Below are 16,714 nucleotides of genomic sequence, written 5' to 3' on the forward strand. Positions count from 1 at the left end.
TAGCATTTCTTCTCCTCTCTTTGTAAATTTTTTCCTGTTGTATTCTATTTTATCTCATTTGAATTTATTATATCATGTTTTTCTTGGTTTTTATAGTAGTTTTTCTTGGTTTTTAGTTGAAAATATTACAAACTCAACATGATAGTTTTAGGAATTTCCTATTGCATAAGAAAGAATCCTGCAAAGCAGGATTCTCCGCCTGCGGCGGGTCGCGTAAGCGACATACTACCTCTCCGCCGCAGTGCGATAATATTTTTTCTGTAATAGGGGATTCCATAAGAATTTCCTATTACAGAAAAACCGATGGCAGAAAAATCTGCACATCGGTTTTTTACCTTATCTCTGTTCCCCGCAGCACAGAATCTCTTCTGCCTGCCGAACCCGCTCTGGTTCCGGCGGTCGGATTCCTTCCAGGGGATATTTGATACCCATATTTTCCCATTTAAAAACTCCCAGGGTATGATAGGGCAAAACCTCTATTCGTTCCACGTTCGCAAGCGTTTCAGTAAAAGCTCTGAGCGCCTGCAGATCCTCGACAAAATCGCTCCTCTCCGGCACCAGCACATGCCGGATCCAGACTGGCTTTCCGATCTCGGAAAGATAGCGGGCAAACTCCAGGATATTGTCGTTTTCCCTGCCCGTCAGTCTCCGGTGCCGTTCCGGATTCATTTCCTTCAGATCCAACAGCAGTAAATCTGTTACCTTCATCAACTCTTCCAGTTTTCCGAAAAACGGTTCTTCTCTGGTAAATGGCTGTCCTGCCGTATCAAGGACGGTATGAATGCCCTTTTCCTTCGCCAGGGCGAAAAATTCCAGCAGGAAATCCATTTGCAGCAAAGGTTCGCCGCCGCTGACGGTGACGCCCCCTTCTGTACCCCAGTAATTCCGGTAGCGCAAAGCTTTTGAAAGCAGCTCCTCTGCCGTGTATATCGTTCCGCCCTGTTCCTCCCAGGTGTCGGGATTGTGACAGAACTGGCAGCGCATCCGACATCCCTGAAGAAAGATCACATACCTCACTCCCGGGCCATCAGCAGCCCCGAAGCTTTCCAGGGAATGTACCTTACATGTGGTCATGGCAGGTTCTCGCAATCACATCCAGCTGCTGCTCATGAGTCAGGTCAATGAATTTCACCGCATAGCCGGATACACGGATGGTAAAGTTCGCGTACTCTTCCTTCTCCGGATGCTCCATGGCGTCGATGAGCTTCTCTTTGCCGAATACATTAACATTCAGATGGTGCGCGCCCTGATCGAAATAGCCGTCCATCACGGATACCAGGTTCTTCTTCTGTTCCTCCTCGCTGTGTCCGAGAGCACCCGGGTTGATGGTCTGGGTATTGGAGATACCGTCCAGCGCATACTCATAGGGCAGCTTCGCCACAGAATTCAGAGAAGCCAGCAGGCCGTTCTGCTCTGCGCCATAGCTGGGGTTCGCACCCGGTGCCAGCGGCTCGCCTGCACGGCGTCCGTCCGGCATATTGCCGGTGGCCTTGCCGTATACCACGTTGGAGGTAATAGTCAGGATCGAGGTAGTCGCCTCGGAATTCCGGTAGGTGTGACGTTTTTTAAGCTTCTCCAGGAAGGTCTTCAGGAGCCATACCGCGATATCGTCCGCACGGTCATCGTCGTTGCCGTAGCGCGGAAAATCGCCCTCTACCTCATAGTCTACAATCAGGCCTTCCTCATCCCGGATGGCCCTTACCTTTGCGTAACGGATAGCGCTTAAGGAGTCTACCACATGGGAGAAGCCTGCGATACCGGTGGCAAAAGTACGGCGCACATCGGTGTCGATAAGAGCCATTTCCGCCGCCTCGTAGTAATATTTATCATGCATATACTGAATGGCGTTCAGGGTATTCACATACAGGCCAGCCAGCCAGTCCATCATCCTGTCGTACTTGCGGATAACCTCGTCGTACTCCAGGTACTCGCCCTGGTACGGCGCGTACTCCGGTCCTACCTGCTCGCGGCTCTTCGCGTCGCGGCCGCCGTTCAGGGCGTAAAGCAGGCACTTGGCCAGGTTCGCGCGGGCTCCGAAGAACTGCATTTCCTTACCGGTCTGTGTCGCGGATACGCAGCAGCAAATGGAGTAGTCGTCGCCCCATACCGGCCGCATCACATCGTCATTCTCATACTGAATAGAGCTGGTCCGCACCGAGATGGCCGCCGCATATTCCTTGAAGGCCTTCGGCAGGCGGGAGGAATAAAGGACAGTCAGGTTCGGCTCCGGGCTCGGTCCCATATTTTCCAGGGTATGCAGGAAACGGTAGTCGCTCTTGGTCACCATGGAGCGACCATCCATGCCCATGCCTGCCACCTCCAGGGTCGCCCATACCGGGTCGCCGGAGAACAGCTGATTGTAGGAAGGAATTCTGGCGAACTTCACCATTCTGCACTTCATGACAAAATGGTCTACCAGCTCCTGTGCCTCTGCCTCAGTCAGGGTGCCATTTGCCAGATCACGCTCCAGATAGATGTCCAGGAAAGTGGATACACGGCCTACACTCATAGCTGCTCCGTTCTGGGTGCGGATGGCTGCCAGATAGCCGAAGTACAGCCACTGTACAGCCTCTCTTGCGTTGACAGCCGGCTCAGAAATATCGAAGCCGTAGGACGCCGCCATCACTTTCATCTCTTTCAGGGCACGAATCTGCTCTGCCAGCTCTTCCCGCTGACGGATAACCTCATCGAACATGGTTCCGTCACCGCAGTTGGCGAAGTCTTCTTCCTTCTTTGCAACCAGGAAGTCAATACCATAGAGCGCCACTCTACGATAATCACCTACGATACGGCCGCGGCCATAGGTATCCGGAAGTCCTGTGATAATCTTATTATGACGGGCTTTCTTCATCTCCGGTGTGTATACATCGAATACCGCCTGGTTGTGCGTCTTATGATATTTGGTAAAAATCTCATGAAGCTTTTCAGAAGGCTCATACCCGTAAGTTGTGCAGGCCTGCTCCGCCATCTTGATACCGCCATAGGGCATGAACGCGCGTTTCAGCGGCTTGTCCGTCTGAAGTCCTACGACCTTTTCCAGCTCCTTCTTTTCTTCTACAATATATGCCGCCGGGTAGGCTGTGATACCGGATACTATCTCTGTCTCCATATCGAGGACGCCGCCCTTGGCGCGCTCCTCCTTCTGAAGCTTCTGCAGCTCGCCCCAGAGCTCTTCGGTGGCATTTGTCGGCCCCTCCAGAAACGCCTCATCGCCCTCATAGGATGTATAGTTGTTCTGAATGAAGTCTCTTACATTCACGTCTTCTTTCCAGTGTCTTCCACGGAAGCCATTCCATGCTGCCTTTTCTGTCATGTTTTTCCTCCTTGCATAACAAACAGTTTCTGTTATTTCTCACCAATTAGTTTCCTCTAACCAGGTAAAACTTTAACAGAATTCCGAGTAAAACACAAGGATTTCCATGCAGGTTCTTTGTTCTTTATGATGTACAAGGAAAATTTGGGAGAGTTCGGAGAAAATAGAGGTTTTTTTGCATAAAAATTTATCGCGCTGCGGCGGAAATGTAGTATGTCGCATGGACGACCCGCCGCAGGCGCAGAATCCTGTTTTGCAGGATTCCATCTCATCTTTACAGTTTACTGTAACCGAAGGTATTGACAATGGCGTCTACCTTTTCCTGCTTCTGGCACAGGGGGCAGTCACGGAAGCTGTAGGTCTGATAATCCGGCATATCCTTCCGGGTGAAAATGGCGTTGACCGGAATGGAATGTGCCTTGTCTACCGCGCTGAAAATCGCGTTGATGGCGCTGATTTTGCCGCCATAATATTCGATACACTCAATGCTCTGATTCAGGGTTTTTCCGGTGGTGGCTGTAGCCAGCAGCAGCAGGATATTCTTATCCCGGACCATCATCTGCATATTGTCACGGAAAATCAGCTGACCTCCAGTATGGTACTCCGGAGTCGCGATATAGATGGTCTTGTGCTCATTGATGGAACGGACCCCGGCTTTGGTCAGCTCCTCTGCCAGATATGCCCCGATCACCTCGCAGCCATCCAGGCATACGATGGTGTCCACAATACTGTAGTTAGAGTAATAGGCCAGCAGCCTCGCGGCCGCCTGGGCTTCATTCTGGCGCGCCTTCAGTGTGGTCAGGTCAATGTAATAATTGATGTGGGAATGGTTTGTGGCGAAATGACCCGGAATCACCTTCAGCGCTACGGCCGGATCTGCCTTTGCATACACCTTAAACATCCTTGTTTCCATAAAATGCCCCCTTTTATGTTTGGTTTATGCTGTTATTGTATCACACTTTTCCTTGATCTTCATAATATTTTTTCACTATTTCCTGTTACGCAAAATGCGATCGGGCTTTTGACAACCCGATCGCATTATTATTTTTCTTCTTAGTACAATTTTGACAGGAGCTCATAGGTTTCCGGACGGCGATCCCGTAAATACACTACTTCATTTTCACGATATCTCGCCACATCCTCCAAATCAAAGGTAGCTACCAGCAATGCCTCCTCATTTACCGGAGCCTCCGCCACAAGCTTTCCTCTCGGATTATAAATTTTGTTGTTTCCAAACATCTCTCCGGACTTATCCTCGCCTTCCAGTCCAACCCGGTTAAGTCCGCCTACAAAGCAACCATTTTCCAGAGATCTGGTAGCAAAATAGATATCCCACATATCCTTATCCCGGATGGGGAAAGCACTGGGGCAGAGAATCAGCTCTGCGCCCTTTAATGCAAGGATTCTGGAAACCTCCGGGAAACCTCCATCGTAGCAAATCATAAATCCGACTTTTCCAAACTCCATGTCAAACACCGGGTACTCGCTTCCTGCCCGGAACCAGAAGCGTTCTCCCGCCCAGAGATGTGTTTTATTGTAGGTTCCCATCAGGGAGCCGTCTTTACTGATTACAATCATTCCATTGTACAGGACTCCCGGTATCTCGCTTTTCAGCACGATGGGAGCCGCGATATACATTCCATATTCTTTTGCCTTGGCACTCAGAAGCTGAAAGGTTTCCCCATCCGGTTCTTCCGCCAGGTCCAGATACTTTTCTCCAATCAGTTCCGGGCTATAACCTGTGGAACACAGCTCCGGGAAGCAGAGCAAATTTACTTTTTTCTCCGCTGCCTCTTTCACATAGCTCAGCATCTTCTCCAGGTTTGCCTTTTTATTCATCAGCTCACAGTCCATCTGGACAAGTCCCACTGTTACATTTCTACTCATGCTCTTCCCTTTCCGATCTTGCCAATCAATACCACTACCACTACAGAAACAAACATTGCCACAAGCGCCGTCGGAACCACATTGGACAGTTCCACCATAAAGGGTACGCCAAAGCCAACCGGAGCTTCATTCATACAGAGACCAACCAGGCAGCCGGCAATTGCGCCAATTCCTGTATCAACCTTGAAATCCGGAATCTCGTTCATTTTCTCATAACTGTACTTATCCGCATTCTTCAGGATATAAAAGTCAGCCAGCATAGCGCCTGAAATCGGCGGAATCAATACGCAGAGCAGACTCAAGAAGGGAACCAGCCAGTCAATCATTCCCAGAGCTCCCAGAATGGTTGCGAAGATACCACAGAGAGCTGTAACAATCCAACGGGGCAGCTTCAGAAGGCCATGAAACGTATTGGTCAGACCAAGAGTTGACTGATACAGGTTATTATCGTTGGTTGTCCATGTGGCAATGATAATGATAAGCGCCGCAACATAGCCAAAGCCAAGAATGTTAATCATAATGTCTGTAATATCATTGGTCTGGAACGCACAGGCAAAGATTGCGCCACAGATAACAACCACCGGATATCCCAACGTAAATCCCAGTGTCACGCCAATGGTTGAATCCTTCACTGTTTTGGAATATCTGGTAAAGTCCTGCACAATAGACACACCTACAATGAAGCTGCCGACCATCAGAGAGACTGCCGTAGCGAAGGACATCTTCATTGCCGGAGCGGCACTCAGAATCTCTCCTGCCGGAACCATTACAAAGGTTTTGACCACACCGAACAGAATCAGTGCGAACAGAAGAGGAACACCTATCTGGGAAAGCATTTTAATTCCTTTGTATCCGACAATCGCGGTAATCATCATCAGGAGTCCGCCTACGATAATGCAGAACGTGGTATTTACTTCCATTCCTGCCGCTAATCTGAACACACCTGAAATGCTGCTTCCGAAAAAGGTACATTGATAACCAAACCATCCCATATTACACAGTGCAACAATAATTCCGAATACCATTGCGCCATATTTTCCAAAGGTGAAACGGGAAGAGACCGTAGAAGAAAGACCGCTCTTTATTCCGATAGCTCCGCAAAGGGCTCCAATAATAGTCAGAATCACGCCGCCAATTAATACAGCTGCTACCGTAGGCCAGAAGCCCAGACCCAGAGCAATCTGTCCGCCCAGTGTAAACGCCGTCAGGCAGAAACCAACGCCCAGCCACACAAACACCTGGGATTTCCACGTGTTTTTCTTGTCATCGGGAACCGGACTAAATTCATAGTCATTGAAAACTTCCGTGGATTCTGCTGTACCTAATACATTTTTGTCATTTGCCATTACACTACCTCCTGTTATGCCTCATTTATTTCGAAATATATTCGAAATTTAAGTTGACATCAGTATACTCTCACCTTATTTTTCTGTCAATCTTGTTTTTTCTCTACATATTTTTACATTTTATGTATATGAAGTAAATTTTTTTTGTAGAAAAAACGCTATTCTTCAATTTCGACGAAATTTCCTGTATATCAAAAAAAATCCGGCAGAAATACGGTTTCCCGTATCTCTGCCGGATTCTTATTTATCTCGTTATGCTTTTTGGCACGCTGACGAAAGGATTACTCCTCTGTCTTCTTCGGAGCGTACAGCTCGCCCAGGCTCTTCAGATACTCGTATCTTGCCTTAGCGTTCTCCTCAGCCTCTGCGAACAGCTTCTCAGCTCTTTCCGGATTAGCACGTACCAGAGAGTTGTAACGAACCTCTCCGTTCAGGAACTCCTTGTAGTCGCCTGTCGGCTCCTTGCTGTCCAGAGTGAACGCGCTCTTGCCCTCAGCCGGAGCTGCCGGGTTGAAGCGGAAGCAGTGCCAGTAACCAGCCTTAACAGCCAGCTCTTCCTCTGTCTGAGCCTTGCTCATGCCCTTCTTGATACCATGGTTGATACACGGAGCGTAAGCGATGATCAGGGACGGTCCCGGATATGCCTCAGCCTCTGCGATTGCCTTTACGCACTGGTTGTAATCAGCACCCATAGCGATGGAAGCAACATATACATAGCCGTAGCTCATAGCGATGGAAGCCATATCCTTCTTCTTAACGTCCTTACCGCCTGCTGCAAACTGTGCGATAGCACCGGTCTGGGTAGACTTGGATGCCTGTCCGCCTGTATTGGAGTAAACCTCGGTATCGAATACCATAATGTTGATGTCCTTGCCGCTTGCAAGTACATGGTCAACGCCGCCGAAGCCGATATCATATGCCCAGCCGTCACCACCGAAGATCCACTGAGACTTCTTAGCCAGGAAGTCCTTATCCTTCAGGATCTCCTTTGCTGCGTCGCATCCGCAGGCTTCCAGAGCTGCTACCAGCTTGTCAGTAGCTGCGCCGTTGGTTGCGCCTACGGTGTAGGTATCCAGCCACTCCTGTGCTGCTGCCTTTACATCATCGCCGGCCTTCTCCATAAGAGCCTCAACCTTAGTCTTCAGTCCGCCTCTTACAGCGTTCTGAGCCAGGCTCATACCATAACCGAACTCAGCCGCATCCTCGAACAGGGAGTTGGACCATGCAGGACCCTGACCCTTCTGGTTTACGGTGTACGGTGTGGACGGTGAGGAGTTACCCCAGATAGAGGAGCATCCTGTCGCGTTTGCGATGTACATTCTGTCACCGAACAGCTGTGTAATCAGCTTTGCATACGGTGTCTCGCCGCAGCCGCCGCATGCGCCTGAGAACTCAAGCAGCGGAGTCTTGAACTGGCTTCCCTTTACAGTAGCCGGCTTGAACTTCTCGATTACATCGGTCTTCTCCGGCAGGGTTACTGCGTAGTCGAAGCCCTTCTGCTCTGCGATGTTTGCTTCCATGTTCTCCATAGCCAGTGCCTTCGCACCCTTCTTGCCCGGGCATACGTTTACACAGGAGCCGCATCCGGTACAGTCAAGAGCGGATACTACCATAGAGAACTTATAATCTGCCATACCGGTCATCGGAACAACCTTCATGGTCTCCGGAGCTGCAGCTGCCTCAGCCTCTGTCAGAGCTACCGGACGGATAACTGCGTGCGGGCAGACATAGGAACAACGGTTACACTGGATACAGTTCTCCGGATTCCATACCGGGATATCTACTGCAATACCACGCTTCTCGTAAGCAGAGGAGCCGCTGGGTGTGGTACCGTCTACGTAATCCTTGAATGCGGATACGGGCAGACTGTTACCTTCCTGTGCGTTTACCTTTGCCTGAATGTCATTTACGAAGTCTACAACGTCGCCGCGGCCATTCTCAGCATGTGTGAAGTCCAGTCCCTCGTCAGCTGCATCCTTCCAGCTCTCCGGAACAGTAATCTCAACAACCTGCTTAGCGCCTGCGTCGATAGCGTCGTAGTTCATCTGAACGATAGCGTCACCCTTTCTGCCATAGGTAGCCTTTGCAGCAGCCTTCATCAGCTCGATAGCCTGCTCCTCCGGAATGATGTTCGCCAGCTTGAAGAATGCAGACTGCAGAACGGTGTTGATACGTCCGCCCAGTCCGATCTCCTTACCAATCTTGATACCATCAATTACATAGAACTTGATGTTGTGGTTTGCGATAAAGCTCTTTACCTGGCCCGGCAGATGCTTCTCGATAGCTTCCATATCCCACGGGCAGTTCAGCAGGAAGGTACCGCCGTCTACCAGCTCCTGTACCATGTTGTACTTACGTACATAGGACGGATTGTGGCATGCTACGAAGTTTGCCTTGTGAATCAGGTATGTAGACTTAATCGGACTCTTACCGAAACGAAGGTGGGACATGGTCACACCGCCGGACTTCTTAGAGTCATAATCAAAGTAAGCCTGAGCGTACATATCTGTATTGTCGCCGATGATCTTGATGGAGTTCTTGTTCGCACCTACGGTACCGTCAGCGCCCAGTCCCCAGAACTTACAGTTGATGGTTCCTGCCGGAGTGGTTACCAGCGGAGCGCCTGTCTCAAGAGAAAGTCCTGTAACATCATCTACAATACCGATGGTGAACTTCTGCTTGGTATCATTCTTGTATACAGCAACGATCTGTGCCGGTGTGGTATCCTTGGATCCCAGTCCGTAACGGCCTGTGAATACCGGTGTATCGTTGAACTTGGTTCCCTTCAGGGCTGCTACTACATCCAGGTACAGCGGCTCGCCAAGAGCGCCCGGCTCCTTGGTTCTGTCAAGAACGGTAATCTTCTTTACGCTCTCCGGGATAGTTGCTACCAGTGCCTCTGCGCTGAACGGACGGTACAGACGTACCTTTACAACGCCGACCTTCTCGCCTGCTGCTACCAGATAGTCGATGGTCTCTTCGATGGTATCGCATACAGAACCCATAGCTACGATAACGTGCTCTGCGTCTGCTGCTCCGTAGTAGTTGAACAGCTTGTAGTCTGTTCCGATCTTCTCATTTACTTTATCCATGTACTCCTGTACGATAGCCGGCATAGCATCGTAGTAGGGGTTACATGCCTCTCTTGCCTGGAAGAAGATATCCGGGTTCTGTGCAGAACCTCTCTGGCAGGGATGGTTCGGGTTCAGGGCATTCTTTCTGAACGCGTCGATGGCATCCATGTCAACCATATCCTTCAGATCTTCGTAATCCCATGTCTCGATCTTCTGGATCTCATGAGATGTACGGAATCCGTCGAAGAAGTTGATGAACGGAATCTTACCCTTGATCGCTGCGCAGTGTGCAACCGGAGTCAGGTCCATAACTTCCTGTACGCTGGACTCACAGAGCATTGCAACACCGGTCTGACGACAGGCATATACGTCGGAATGGTCACCGAAGATGGACAGTGCGTGGCTTGCAAGCGCACGAGCGGATACGTTGAATACGCCCGGAAGCTGCTCACCAGCTACTTTGTAAAGGTTCGGGATCATCAGAAGAAGTCCCTGAGATGCTGTGAAGGTAGTAGTCAGAGCACCTGCTGCCAGAGATCCGTGAACAGCACCTGCTGCTCCAGCCTCAGACTGCATCTCGGTAACCTGTACGGTCTGTCCGAAGATATTGGTTCTTCCCTGTGTAGCCCACTCGTCAGTAGCTTCTGCCATAACAGATGACGGTGTAATCGGATAGATAGCTGCAACATCAGAGTACGCATATGATACATGCGCTGCTGCATGGTTTCCATCCATGGTCTTCATTTTTCTAGCCATGATATTTCCTCCTTATTTTATCAGCCCTGGCAAGGCATTTTTGATATCTTCATACATAGCTGATTGTAACATATTGGTTGGCGGTTGTCCATTTGATTGTTGTATTTTTTGATGTACATTTGCGGATTCTGAGAATTTTTGTTGTACATTGTCACGATAATTTTTCCACATAGCAGACAGCTTTTTCTGTCTCTTATTGTCCGGTTTTGTCTTTCCCATATTTTTCCTTGATTTGTTTGAATTTGTATGGTATTGTGAATTTATTGTACGGGATACCTGATTTCTGACAATTCCTGTATAAAATGTAATGAAAGAGAGATTCCCGAATGACCGATGAATATTATGAGCTGATTTATGATAAGGCGCGCTCCTACGGAATTGCGGAAGGGAAGGCAGAATGTATTCTGGAGACCCTGTCCGATTACGGAGAAGTACCCTTACGGATCCGCGAGCAGATTCTGACCCAGCGAAACAGCGCGCAGCTGAACCGGTGGTTTTCGCTGGCCCGGCAGGTACATACCATAGACGCCTTTACGAACCGGATGTAAGCGAAATGTCGCAGCGCTCCCTTTATTTCTCAGGATCGCAAAACAGCGTGTTATCAGAAATGAGATAACACGCTGTCTCTTTTTATCTTACGCCGGATTACTCGTCCAGCGCCTCTTTCATTTTATCAAAAAAGCCTTTCTTTCCTTTACCCGGCTTCTCCGGATTCTTACCGTTCACAATATCATCGTAAGCGCGCAGGGCTTCTTTCGCATCCTTACTTAAATCTGTCGGCACCTGTACCACCAACGTCACATAATGATCGCCGCGGGTGTTCTTATTGCGCAGGGACGGTACGCCCTTGCCTTTCAGACGCACGCGGGTGTCGGTCTGGGTTCCGGCCTTCACATCGTACTCCACCTCACCATCCACGGTCTTGATGCGGACGGTGCCGCCGAGCGCCGCCGTGGCGAAGCTGATGGGAGCCGTGGAGTAGATATTCATATCCTGCCGCTGGAAAATCGGGTGACGGGCCACGATAACCTCAACCAGCAGATCGCCTCTGGGACCACCGTTAACCCCCGGCTCTCCCTTTCCACGGATACGGATGCTCTGGCCGTTGTCGATACCTGCCGGTACCGTAACAGAAATCTTTTTCTTGCTGGCAATGTAACCGGTTCCGTAGCAGTCCGGACACTTTTCCTTGATGATTTTACCGGTTCCGTTACAATCCGGACAGGGACGTACATTCTGCACCATTCCGAACATGGACTGCTGGGTGTATACCACCTGTCCCTTGCCGCCGCATTTCGGACAGGTAACCGGCGAGGTACCAGGCTTCGCTCCGGTTCCGTGACAGCTGGTACACTCATCCTTCAGGGTCAGCTCAATCTCCTTCTCACAGCCGAAAACTGCTTCCTCAAAGGTGACACGCACCTGGGTACGAAGGTTCGCTCCCTGCATGGGCCCGTTGTTGGCGCGTCTGCCGCGGCCGCCTCCAAAGAGATCACCAAAGATGTCTCCAAAGATATCTCCCATATCCGCTCCGTTGAAATCAAAGCCGCCGAAGCCGCCTGCACCGCCGCCTGCGCCTCCCTCAAAGGCAGCATGGCCAAACTGATCGTACTGGCGTCTCTTATCCGGATCACTTAAAACTGCGTAAGCCTCGGAAGCCTCTTTGAATTTCACTTCTGCTTCTTTGTCGCCGGGGTTCATATCCGGGTGGTATTTTTTCGCCAGCTGACGGTATGCTTTTTTAATGGTCGCGTCATCGGCGTTCTTATCTACGCCCAGAACCTCGTAGTAATCTCTCTTCTGCTCTGCCATTTTTTCTATCTTCCTTTTTCTGATTTTTCTGCGCAAAATCCAAGGAAAGCAGCCGGAATCTGCTGCCCTCCTTGGACATCTGTGTTTATCTGTTTATTTGGAAACAGGTCTGTTGTAAAATATAACGCACATCATTTTCTGTGTCAAGACCTGTTCTTACGGCTTAGACCTCTCTGTAATCGCCGTCTACGACATCATCAGAAGCGCCTGCGCCTGTTCCGGTGCCTGCTCCCATATCCGGGCCTGCCTGGCCTGCCGCACCCTGTGCTGCCTGGGCCTGCTCATATACCTTTGCGAATACCTTCTGTGCCGCGTTCATCAGCTTTTCCTTGCCGTTCTTCAGCTCATCTAAGTCTGCGTCAGAAATATCAGTCTGATCCTTGGTTCTCTCCAGAACTGCCTTCAGGGAAGTAAGCTCTGCCTCTACTGCGGACTTGTCAGCCGGGTCAACCTGAGCGCCAACCTCCTCCAGTGCCTTCTCGGTCTGGAATACCATGGAGTCCGCGTCGTTTCTCGCATCGATGGCTTCCTTACGCTTCTTATCCTGAGCCTCGAACTCAGCAGCTTCCTTCACTGCCTTGTCGATGTCGCTGTCAGACATATTGGAGCCTGCGGTAATGGTGATATGCTGCTCCTTGCCGGTACCCAGATCCTTTGCGGATACATTTACAATACCGTTTGCGTCGATATCGAAGGTAACCTCAATCTGCGGAACACCACGTCTTGCGGGCGGGATTCCATCCAGACGGAACTGGCCGAGGGACTTGTTGTCCTTCGCGAACTGACGCTCACCCTGTACGACGTTGATATCTACAGCTGTCTGGTTGTCAGCTGCGGTAGAGAAAATCTGGCTCTTCTTGGTCGGGATGGTTGTGTTACGCTCAATCAGACGAGTTGCGATACCGCCCATGGTCTCAATGGACAGAGACAGCGGAGTAACATCCAGAAGAAGGATATCGCCTGCGCCTGCGTCGCCTGCCAGCTTACCACCCTGAATGGAAGCACCGATAGCTACGCACTCATCCGGGTTCAGAGATTTGCTGGGCTCATGGCCGGTCAGCTGTTTTACCTTGTCCTGTACGGCCGGAATACGTGTGGAACCGCCTACCAGCAGTACCTTGCCAAGCTCGGAAGCTGTAATGCCTGCATCCTTCAGCGCTGCCTGAACCGGTCCTGCGGTACGCTCTACCAGATCGTGGGTCAGCTCGTCGAATTTTGCTCTTGTCAGGTTCATATCGAAATGCTTCGGTCCCTCAGCGGTTGCTGTGATGAACGGAAGGTTGATGTTGGTTGTGGTTGCGCTGGAAAGCTCCTTCTTCGCCTTCTCTGCGGCCTCTTTCAGTCTCTGCATAGCCATCTTGTCACCGGACAGGTCTACACCCTCGGTGCGCTTGAACTCTGCAAGCATGTAATCTACAATCTTCTTATCGAAGTCGTCGCCGCCCAGACGGTTGTCGCCTGCGGTAGCCAGAACCTCGATAACGCCATCGCCAATCTCGATGATAGATACATCGAAGGTACCGCCGCCCAGGTCGTATACCATGATCTTCTGCTCTTTCTCATTGTCCAAGCCGTATGCCAGTGCCGCAGCGGTCGGCTCGTTGATGATACGCTTTACATCCAGGCCTGCAATCTTACCTGCATCCTTGGTTGCCTGTCTCTGTGCGTCGTTGAAGTATGCCGGTACCGTAATAACTGCCTCGGTAACCTTCTCGCCCAGATAGTTCTCTGCGTCTGCTTTCAGCTTCTGCAGAATCATAGCGGAAATCTCCTGCGGAGTGTACTGCTTTCCGTCGATGTTTACTTTGTGATCGGTACCCATCTCTCTCTTAATAGAAGAAATGGTTTTCTCGGAGTTGGTAACTGCCTGACGCTTTGCCGGCTCGCCTACCAGTCTCTCGCCTGTCTTTGTAAATGCCACTACAGACGGTGTGGTTCTTGCTCCCTCTGTATTTGCTACTACTACGGGCTTACCACCCTCCATAACTGCTACGCAGCTGTTTGTTGTTCCTAAGTCGATACCAATAATCTTGCTCATAATAGAGACCTCCTCAATGTATTCTGATTGTAAAATGTTAATTTCATTTATAGAACATTCGCCGTGCTACACTCGATTCCGCTTCGCTTCATCTCGTGCACGGGCTTCGCCCTATGTCATCTGCCAAAAAATCATCTGTTCATGCAAGCATGACATCTGATTTTTCGTCATCTGACGCACTGCTCATTGCCTACGTGTCAGTTTGCTACTTTTACCATGCTGTGACGGATTACCGTATCCTTGTACATGTAACCCTTCTGGAATTCCTCGGCTACTACATTTTCGCCAAGCTCTTCATCCTCCACGTGCATCACTGCGTTGTGGTAATTCGGGTCAAACTCCCCGCCCACTGCCTCGATGGGTTCTACACCCAGATCGGTCAGAGTGGTCATCAGCTGGCTGTATATCTTATCCATACCTACGATGACCGGATTTTCTTTCTGATCCTCAGGTACAGATGCAAGACCGCGTTCAAAATTGTCTACCACCGGAAGGATTTTCTCGATGACATCCCGGGCTCCCACTTCATACATGTGGGACTTCTCCTTCTCGGTTCTCTTTCGGAAGTTATCGAATTCGGCCATCTGGCGCTTTACGCGATCCTCCAGCTCCTCGATTTTCTCTTCCATCTTGTCTTTTTTCTTTTTCTTCTTCAGCATCTCCGGCTCCTCGACCGCTTCTGTCTCCTCCGGTTTCTCGCCGCCGGTGCTTTCTTTTTCTTCGGAAGCTTCTTCTGCTTTCACAGTTTCTTCTTCCTTTGCTTCTTCATTCTGAAGCTCTTCGTTTTTGATTTCCTGTTCCACGGGTTCTTGCCCCTTTCTATTTCTTATTTCTATTGTAAATCTCGTCCAGCTGCTCAGTCAGGGTCTTCAGCGTCTTCAATACATTCTCGTAATCCATTCGCTTGGGACCGATGATTCCGATGGTTCCCTGCAAGCCCTCGCCCAATTCGTAAGTAGCGGTGACTACACTGCAGTCCTTCATGGACTGTATGGGTGTCTCCTGTCCGATGTAAACCTGGATGCCTTTGCTGTCACTGTTCTCCAGTGTCTGATTTACCAGGTCAGACAGCTGCTGCTTTTCCTCGAAGGTGCTGATCAGCTCGCTTGCTTTGCCGTTATCAGAAAGCTCCGGATAGCGGAAGATGTTGGTCGCTCCTGAGGTATATATCTCTACCTCGTCCTCGGAGTGGATGACTTCTGCCACCGCATCAATGACGCTTCCCACCAGCTCGCTGTGAATGCCCGCCTGCTCCTTCAGGTTCTGTATCATGGCCAGATTGATTTCTTCTATGGATAAGCCATTCAGTACACTGTTCAGCAGGATATTCAGCTTCAGCACCGTTTCCTGGTCAAGCTCCTCGGTCACGTCAATCACCTTGTTGCGGACGATGTTGCCTTCTATCATAATCACCGCCAGAATCTGAGTGGCTGTGACCTTGGAGAGCTGGATAAATTTCAGCTTGTTCCTGTGATAGGTGGGCGCCGATACCATGGTGGCATAATTGGTATTCGCAGCCAGGACCTTTACCACCTGCTTCAATACCTGCTCCATCTTATCGGTTCGCTCAATCATCAGGTCTTTCAGTTCCTGTACCTCATGATTCTTCTCTTCCAGAATATGATCCACGTATAAGCGGTATCCTTTATCGGAAGGAATTCGTCCGGCCGAGGTATGGGGCTGCACGATGTAACCCATCTCCTCCAGGTCTGACATTTCATTTCGAATCGTCGCAGAGCTTAGATTCAAATCTGAGTATTTGGAAATGGTTCTGGAACCTACCGGCTCGCCCGTCTCCATATAATTACGGATGATCGCCTGAAGGATTTTCTGTTTTCTCTCGTCCAGTTCCATTTCGCTCACCTCTTCTTTACTGGTTTCTTTTTATTTCTTTGTTGCTTTTTGTCTATTAGCACTCGGCCCTCTTGAGTGCTAACATTAAGATAGCACTATGGTTTGGGTTTGTCAAGCGGGTTTATAGTTTTTTTAGAAATCTTTTTTGCTTTCCTTTATATAAGGTAAGAAAAACGGACGGAGAGAAAAGGAACCGGGGCGGGCTTACCCTCAGGAATACGCAGATTTCCCTACTCCTCGCAGGCGGCTTATTCGCGCTCGACCGCCAAACTCGGCCCTAAAGGGCCTCAGACAGTGGCTCCTTCGAGCGCTGCCTAGCCTGCTCGTCCCTACGGGAAATCAGCTACCATTCCCGAGGGTAAGCCTGGCACGCTTCCTTCTCTTCCCTGACTTTGACCCCGTTATAATCGTTATAATAATATACAGTGCAAATAACTTTCTTTCAGCAATAAAGTGAATTGGGGAGAGGGGCTGGATGTGCTCTGTGGGAACGTTAGCCTATTTTCCGTAGGGACGAGCAGGCTGGCAGCGCTTGAAGGAGCCACTGTCTGAGCCCATAGGGCGAGTTTGGCGATCAAGCGCGTATAAGCCGCCTGCGAGGAGTAGGAAAATAGGCGTGTTCCCACAGAGCACA

At 50.1% G+C, this 16,714-nt stretch carries 12 protein-coding genes; 1 reads left to right on the plus strand and 11 read right to left on the minus strand.

The window, feature by feature from the left end:
* Positions 1–336: 336 nt before the first annotated feature.
* The 7 genes from pflA to ACTRC3_RS09855 all read right to left on the minus strand — a co-directional run bounded on the left by pflA (position 337) and on the right by ACTRC3_RS09855 (position 10,595).
* Positions 337–1,074: a pyruvate formate-lyase-activating protein gene (pflA, locus tag ACTRC3_RS09825; protein WP_440322936.1), complete on the minus strand. Its 738-nt coding sequence runs from the start codon at positions 1,072–1,074 to the stop codon at positions 337–339.
* Complete coding sequence (gene pflB, locus ACTRC3_RS09830) at positions 1,061–3,313, minus strand: formate C-acetyltransferase (RefSeq protein WP_440322937.1); 2,253 nt, start codon at positions 3,311–3,313, stop codon at positions 1,061–1,063. The genes pflA and pflB overlap by 14 nt, the downstream gene beginning before the upstream one ends.
* Before the next feature lie 274 nt (positions 3,314–3,587).
* Positions 3,588–4,226 carry a phosphoribosyltransferase gene (locus ACTRC3_RS09835; protein WP_440322938.1) on the minus strand — a complete coding sequence of 213 codons (639 nt, stop codon included), beginning with the start codon at positions 4,224–4,226 and terminating at the stop codon, positions 3,588–3,590.
* 140 nt (positions 4,227–4,366) lie between these two features.
* Positions 4,367–5,200, minus strand: coding sequence for a nitrilase-related carbon-nitrogen hydrolase (locus ACTRC3_RS09840; RefSeq protein WP_440322939.1), 834 nt, complete (start codon positions 5,198–5,200; stop codon positions 4,367–4,369).
* Positions 5,197–6,546 (minus strand): purine-cytosine permease family protein, encoded by a 1,350-nt coding sequence (locus ACTRC3_RS09845; RefSeq protein ID WP_440322940.1) that lies wholly within the window; start codon positions 6,544–6,546, stop codon positions 5,197–5,199. The genes ACTRC3_RS09840 and ACTRC3_RS09845 overlap by 4 nt, the downstream gene beginning before the upstream one ends.
* A gap of 281 nt (positions 6,547–6,827) precedes the next feature.
* Positions 6,828–10,376, minus strand: coding sequence for a pyruvate:ferredoxin (flavodoxin) oxidoreductase (nifJ, locus tag ACTRC3_RS09850; protein WP_440322941.1), 3,549 nt, complete (start codon positions 10,374–10,376; stop codon positions 6,828–6,830).
* Between the two features lie 12 nt (positions 10,377–10,388).
* Positions 10,389–10,595: a hypothetical protein gene (locus ACTRC3_RS09855; protein WP_440322942.1), complete on the minus strand. Its 207-nt coding sequence runs from the start codon at positions 10,593–10,595 to the stop codon at positions 10,389–10,391.
* 107 nt (positions 10,596–10,702) lie between these two features.
* Here ACTRC3_RS09855 and ACTRC3_RS09860 point away from each other — a divergent pair, with 107 nt between their 5' ends.
* The gene (locus ACTRC3_RS09860) at positions 10,703–10,924 is read left to right on the plus strand and encodes a hypothetical protein (RefSeq protein ID WP_178039871.1); all 222 of its coding nucleotides are present in this window, start codon (positions 10,703–10,705) and stop codon (positions 10,922–10,924) included.
* Positions 10,925–11,021: 97 nt separating this feature from the next.
* Here the strand turns inward: ACTRC3_RS09860 and dnaJ are convergent, their stop codons facing one another.
* The 4 genes from dnaJ to hrcA form a co-directional block, all read right to left on the minus strand.
* The gene (gene dnaJ / locus ACTRC3_RS09865; RefSeq protein WP_440322943.1) at positions 11,022–12,188 is read right to left on the minus strand and encodes a molecular chaperone DnaJ; all 1,167 of its coding nucleotides are present in this window, start codon (positions 12,186–12,188) and stop codon (positions 11,022–11,024) included.
* 163 nt (positions 12,189–12,351) lie between these two features.
* Positions 12,352–14,226: a molecular chaperone DnaK gene (gene dnaK / locus ACTRC3_RS09870; RefSeq protein ID WP_349164985.1), complete on the minus strand. Its 1,875-nt coding sequence runs from the start codon at positions 14,224–14,226 to the stop codon at positions 12,352–12,354.
* Positions 14,227–14,423: 197 nt separating this feature from the next.
* Positions 14,424–15,017: a nucleotide exchange factor GrpE gene (gene grpE, locus ACTRC3_RS09875; RefSeq protein ID WP_440322945.1), complete on the minus strand. Its 594-nt coding sequence runs from the start codon at positions 15,015–15,017 to the stop codon at positions 14,424–14,426.
* A gap of 28 nt (positions 15,018–15,045) precedes the next feature.
* Entirely contained in the window at positions 15,046–16,080 is a 1,035-nt protein-coding gene (hrcA, locus tag ACTRC3_RS09880; RefSeq protein ID WP_440322944.1) for a heat-inducible transcriptional repressor HrcA, read from the minus strand.
* Positions 16,081–16,714 lie beyond the last annotated feature (634 nt).

Source organism: Laedolimicola sp., from assembly GCF_051972735.1.
Taxonomy (GTDB): Bacteria; Bacillota; Clostridia; order Lachnospirales; family Lachnospiraceae; genus Laedolimicola; species Laedolimicola intestinihominis.

What these genes read in the sequence shown, in the direction of transcription:
- pflA (WP_440322936.1), bottom strand. Translation starts at nt 1,074, where the DNA reads ATGACCACATGTAAGGTACATTCCCTGGAAAGCTTCGGGGCTGCTGAT.
- pflB (WP_440322937.1), bottom strand. Translation starts at nt 3,313, where the DNA reads ATGACAGAAAAGGCAGCATGGAATGGCTTCCGTGGAAGACACTGGAAA.
- ACTRC3_RS09835 (WP_440322938.1), bottom strand. Translation starts at nt 4,226, where the DNA reads ATGGAAACAAGGATGTTTAAGGTGTATGCAAAGGCAGATCCGGCCGTA.
- ACTRC3_RS09840 (WP_440322939.1), bottom strand. Translation starts at nt 5,200, where the DNA reads ATGAGTAGAAATGTAACAGTGGGACTTGTCCAGATGGACTGTGAGCTG.
- ACTRC3_RS09845 (WP_440322940.1), bottom strand. Translation starts at nt 6,546, where the DNA reads ATGGCAAATGACAAAAATGTATTAGGTACAGCAGAATCCACGGAAGTT.
- nifJ (WP_440322941.1), bottom strand. Translation starts at nt 10,376, where the DNA reads ATGGCTAGAAAAATGAAGACCATGGATGGAAACCATGCAGCAGCGCAT.
- ACTRC3_RS09855 (WP_440322942.1), bottom strand. Translation starts at nt 10,595, where the DNA reads ATGGGAAAGACAAAACCGGACAATAAGAGACAGAAAAAGCTGTCTGCT.
- ACTRC3_RS09860 (WP_178039871.1), top strand. Translation starts at nt 10,703, where the DNA reads ATGACCGATGAATATTATGAGCTGATTTATGATAAGGCGCGCTCCTAC.
- dnaJ (WP_440322943.1), bottom strand. Translation starts at nt 12,188, where the DNA reads ATGGCAGAGCAGAAGAGAGATTACTACGAGGTTCTGGGCGTAGATAAG.
- dnaK (WP_349164985.1), bottom strand. Translation starts at nt 14,226, where the DNA reads ATGAGCAAGATTATTGGTATCGACTTAGGAACAACAAACAGCTGCGTA.
- hrcA (WP_440322944.1), bottom strand. Translation starts at nt 16,080, where the DNA reads ATGGAACTGGACGAGAGAAAACAGAAAATCCTTCAGGCGATCATCCGT.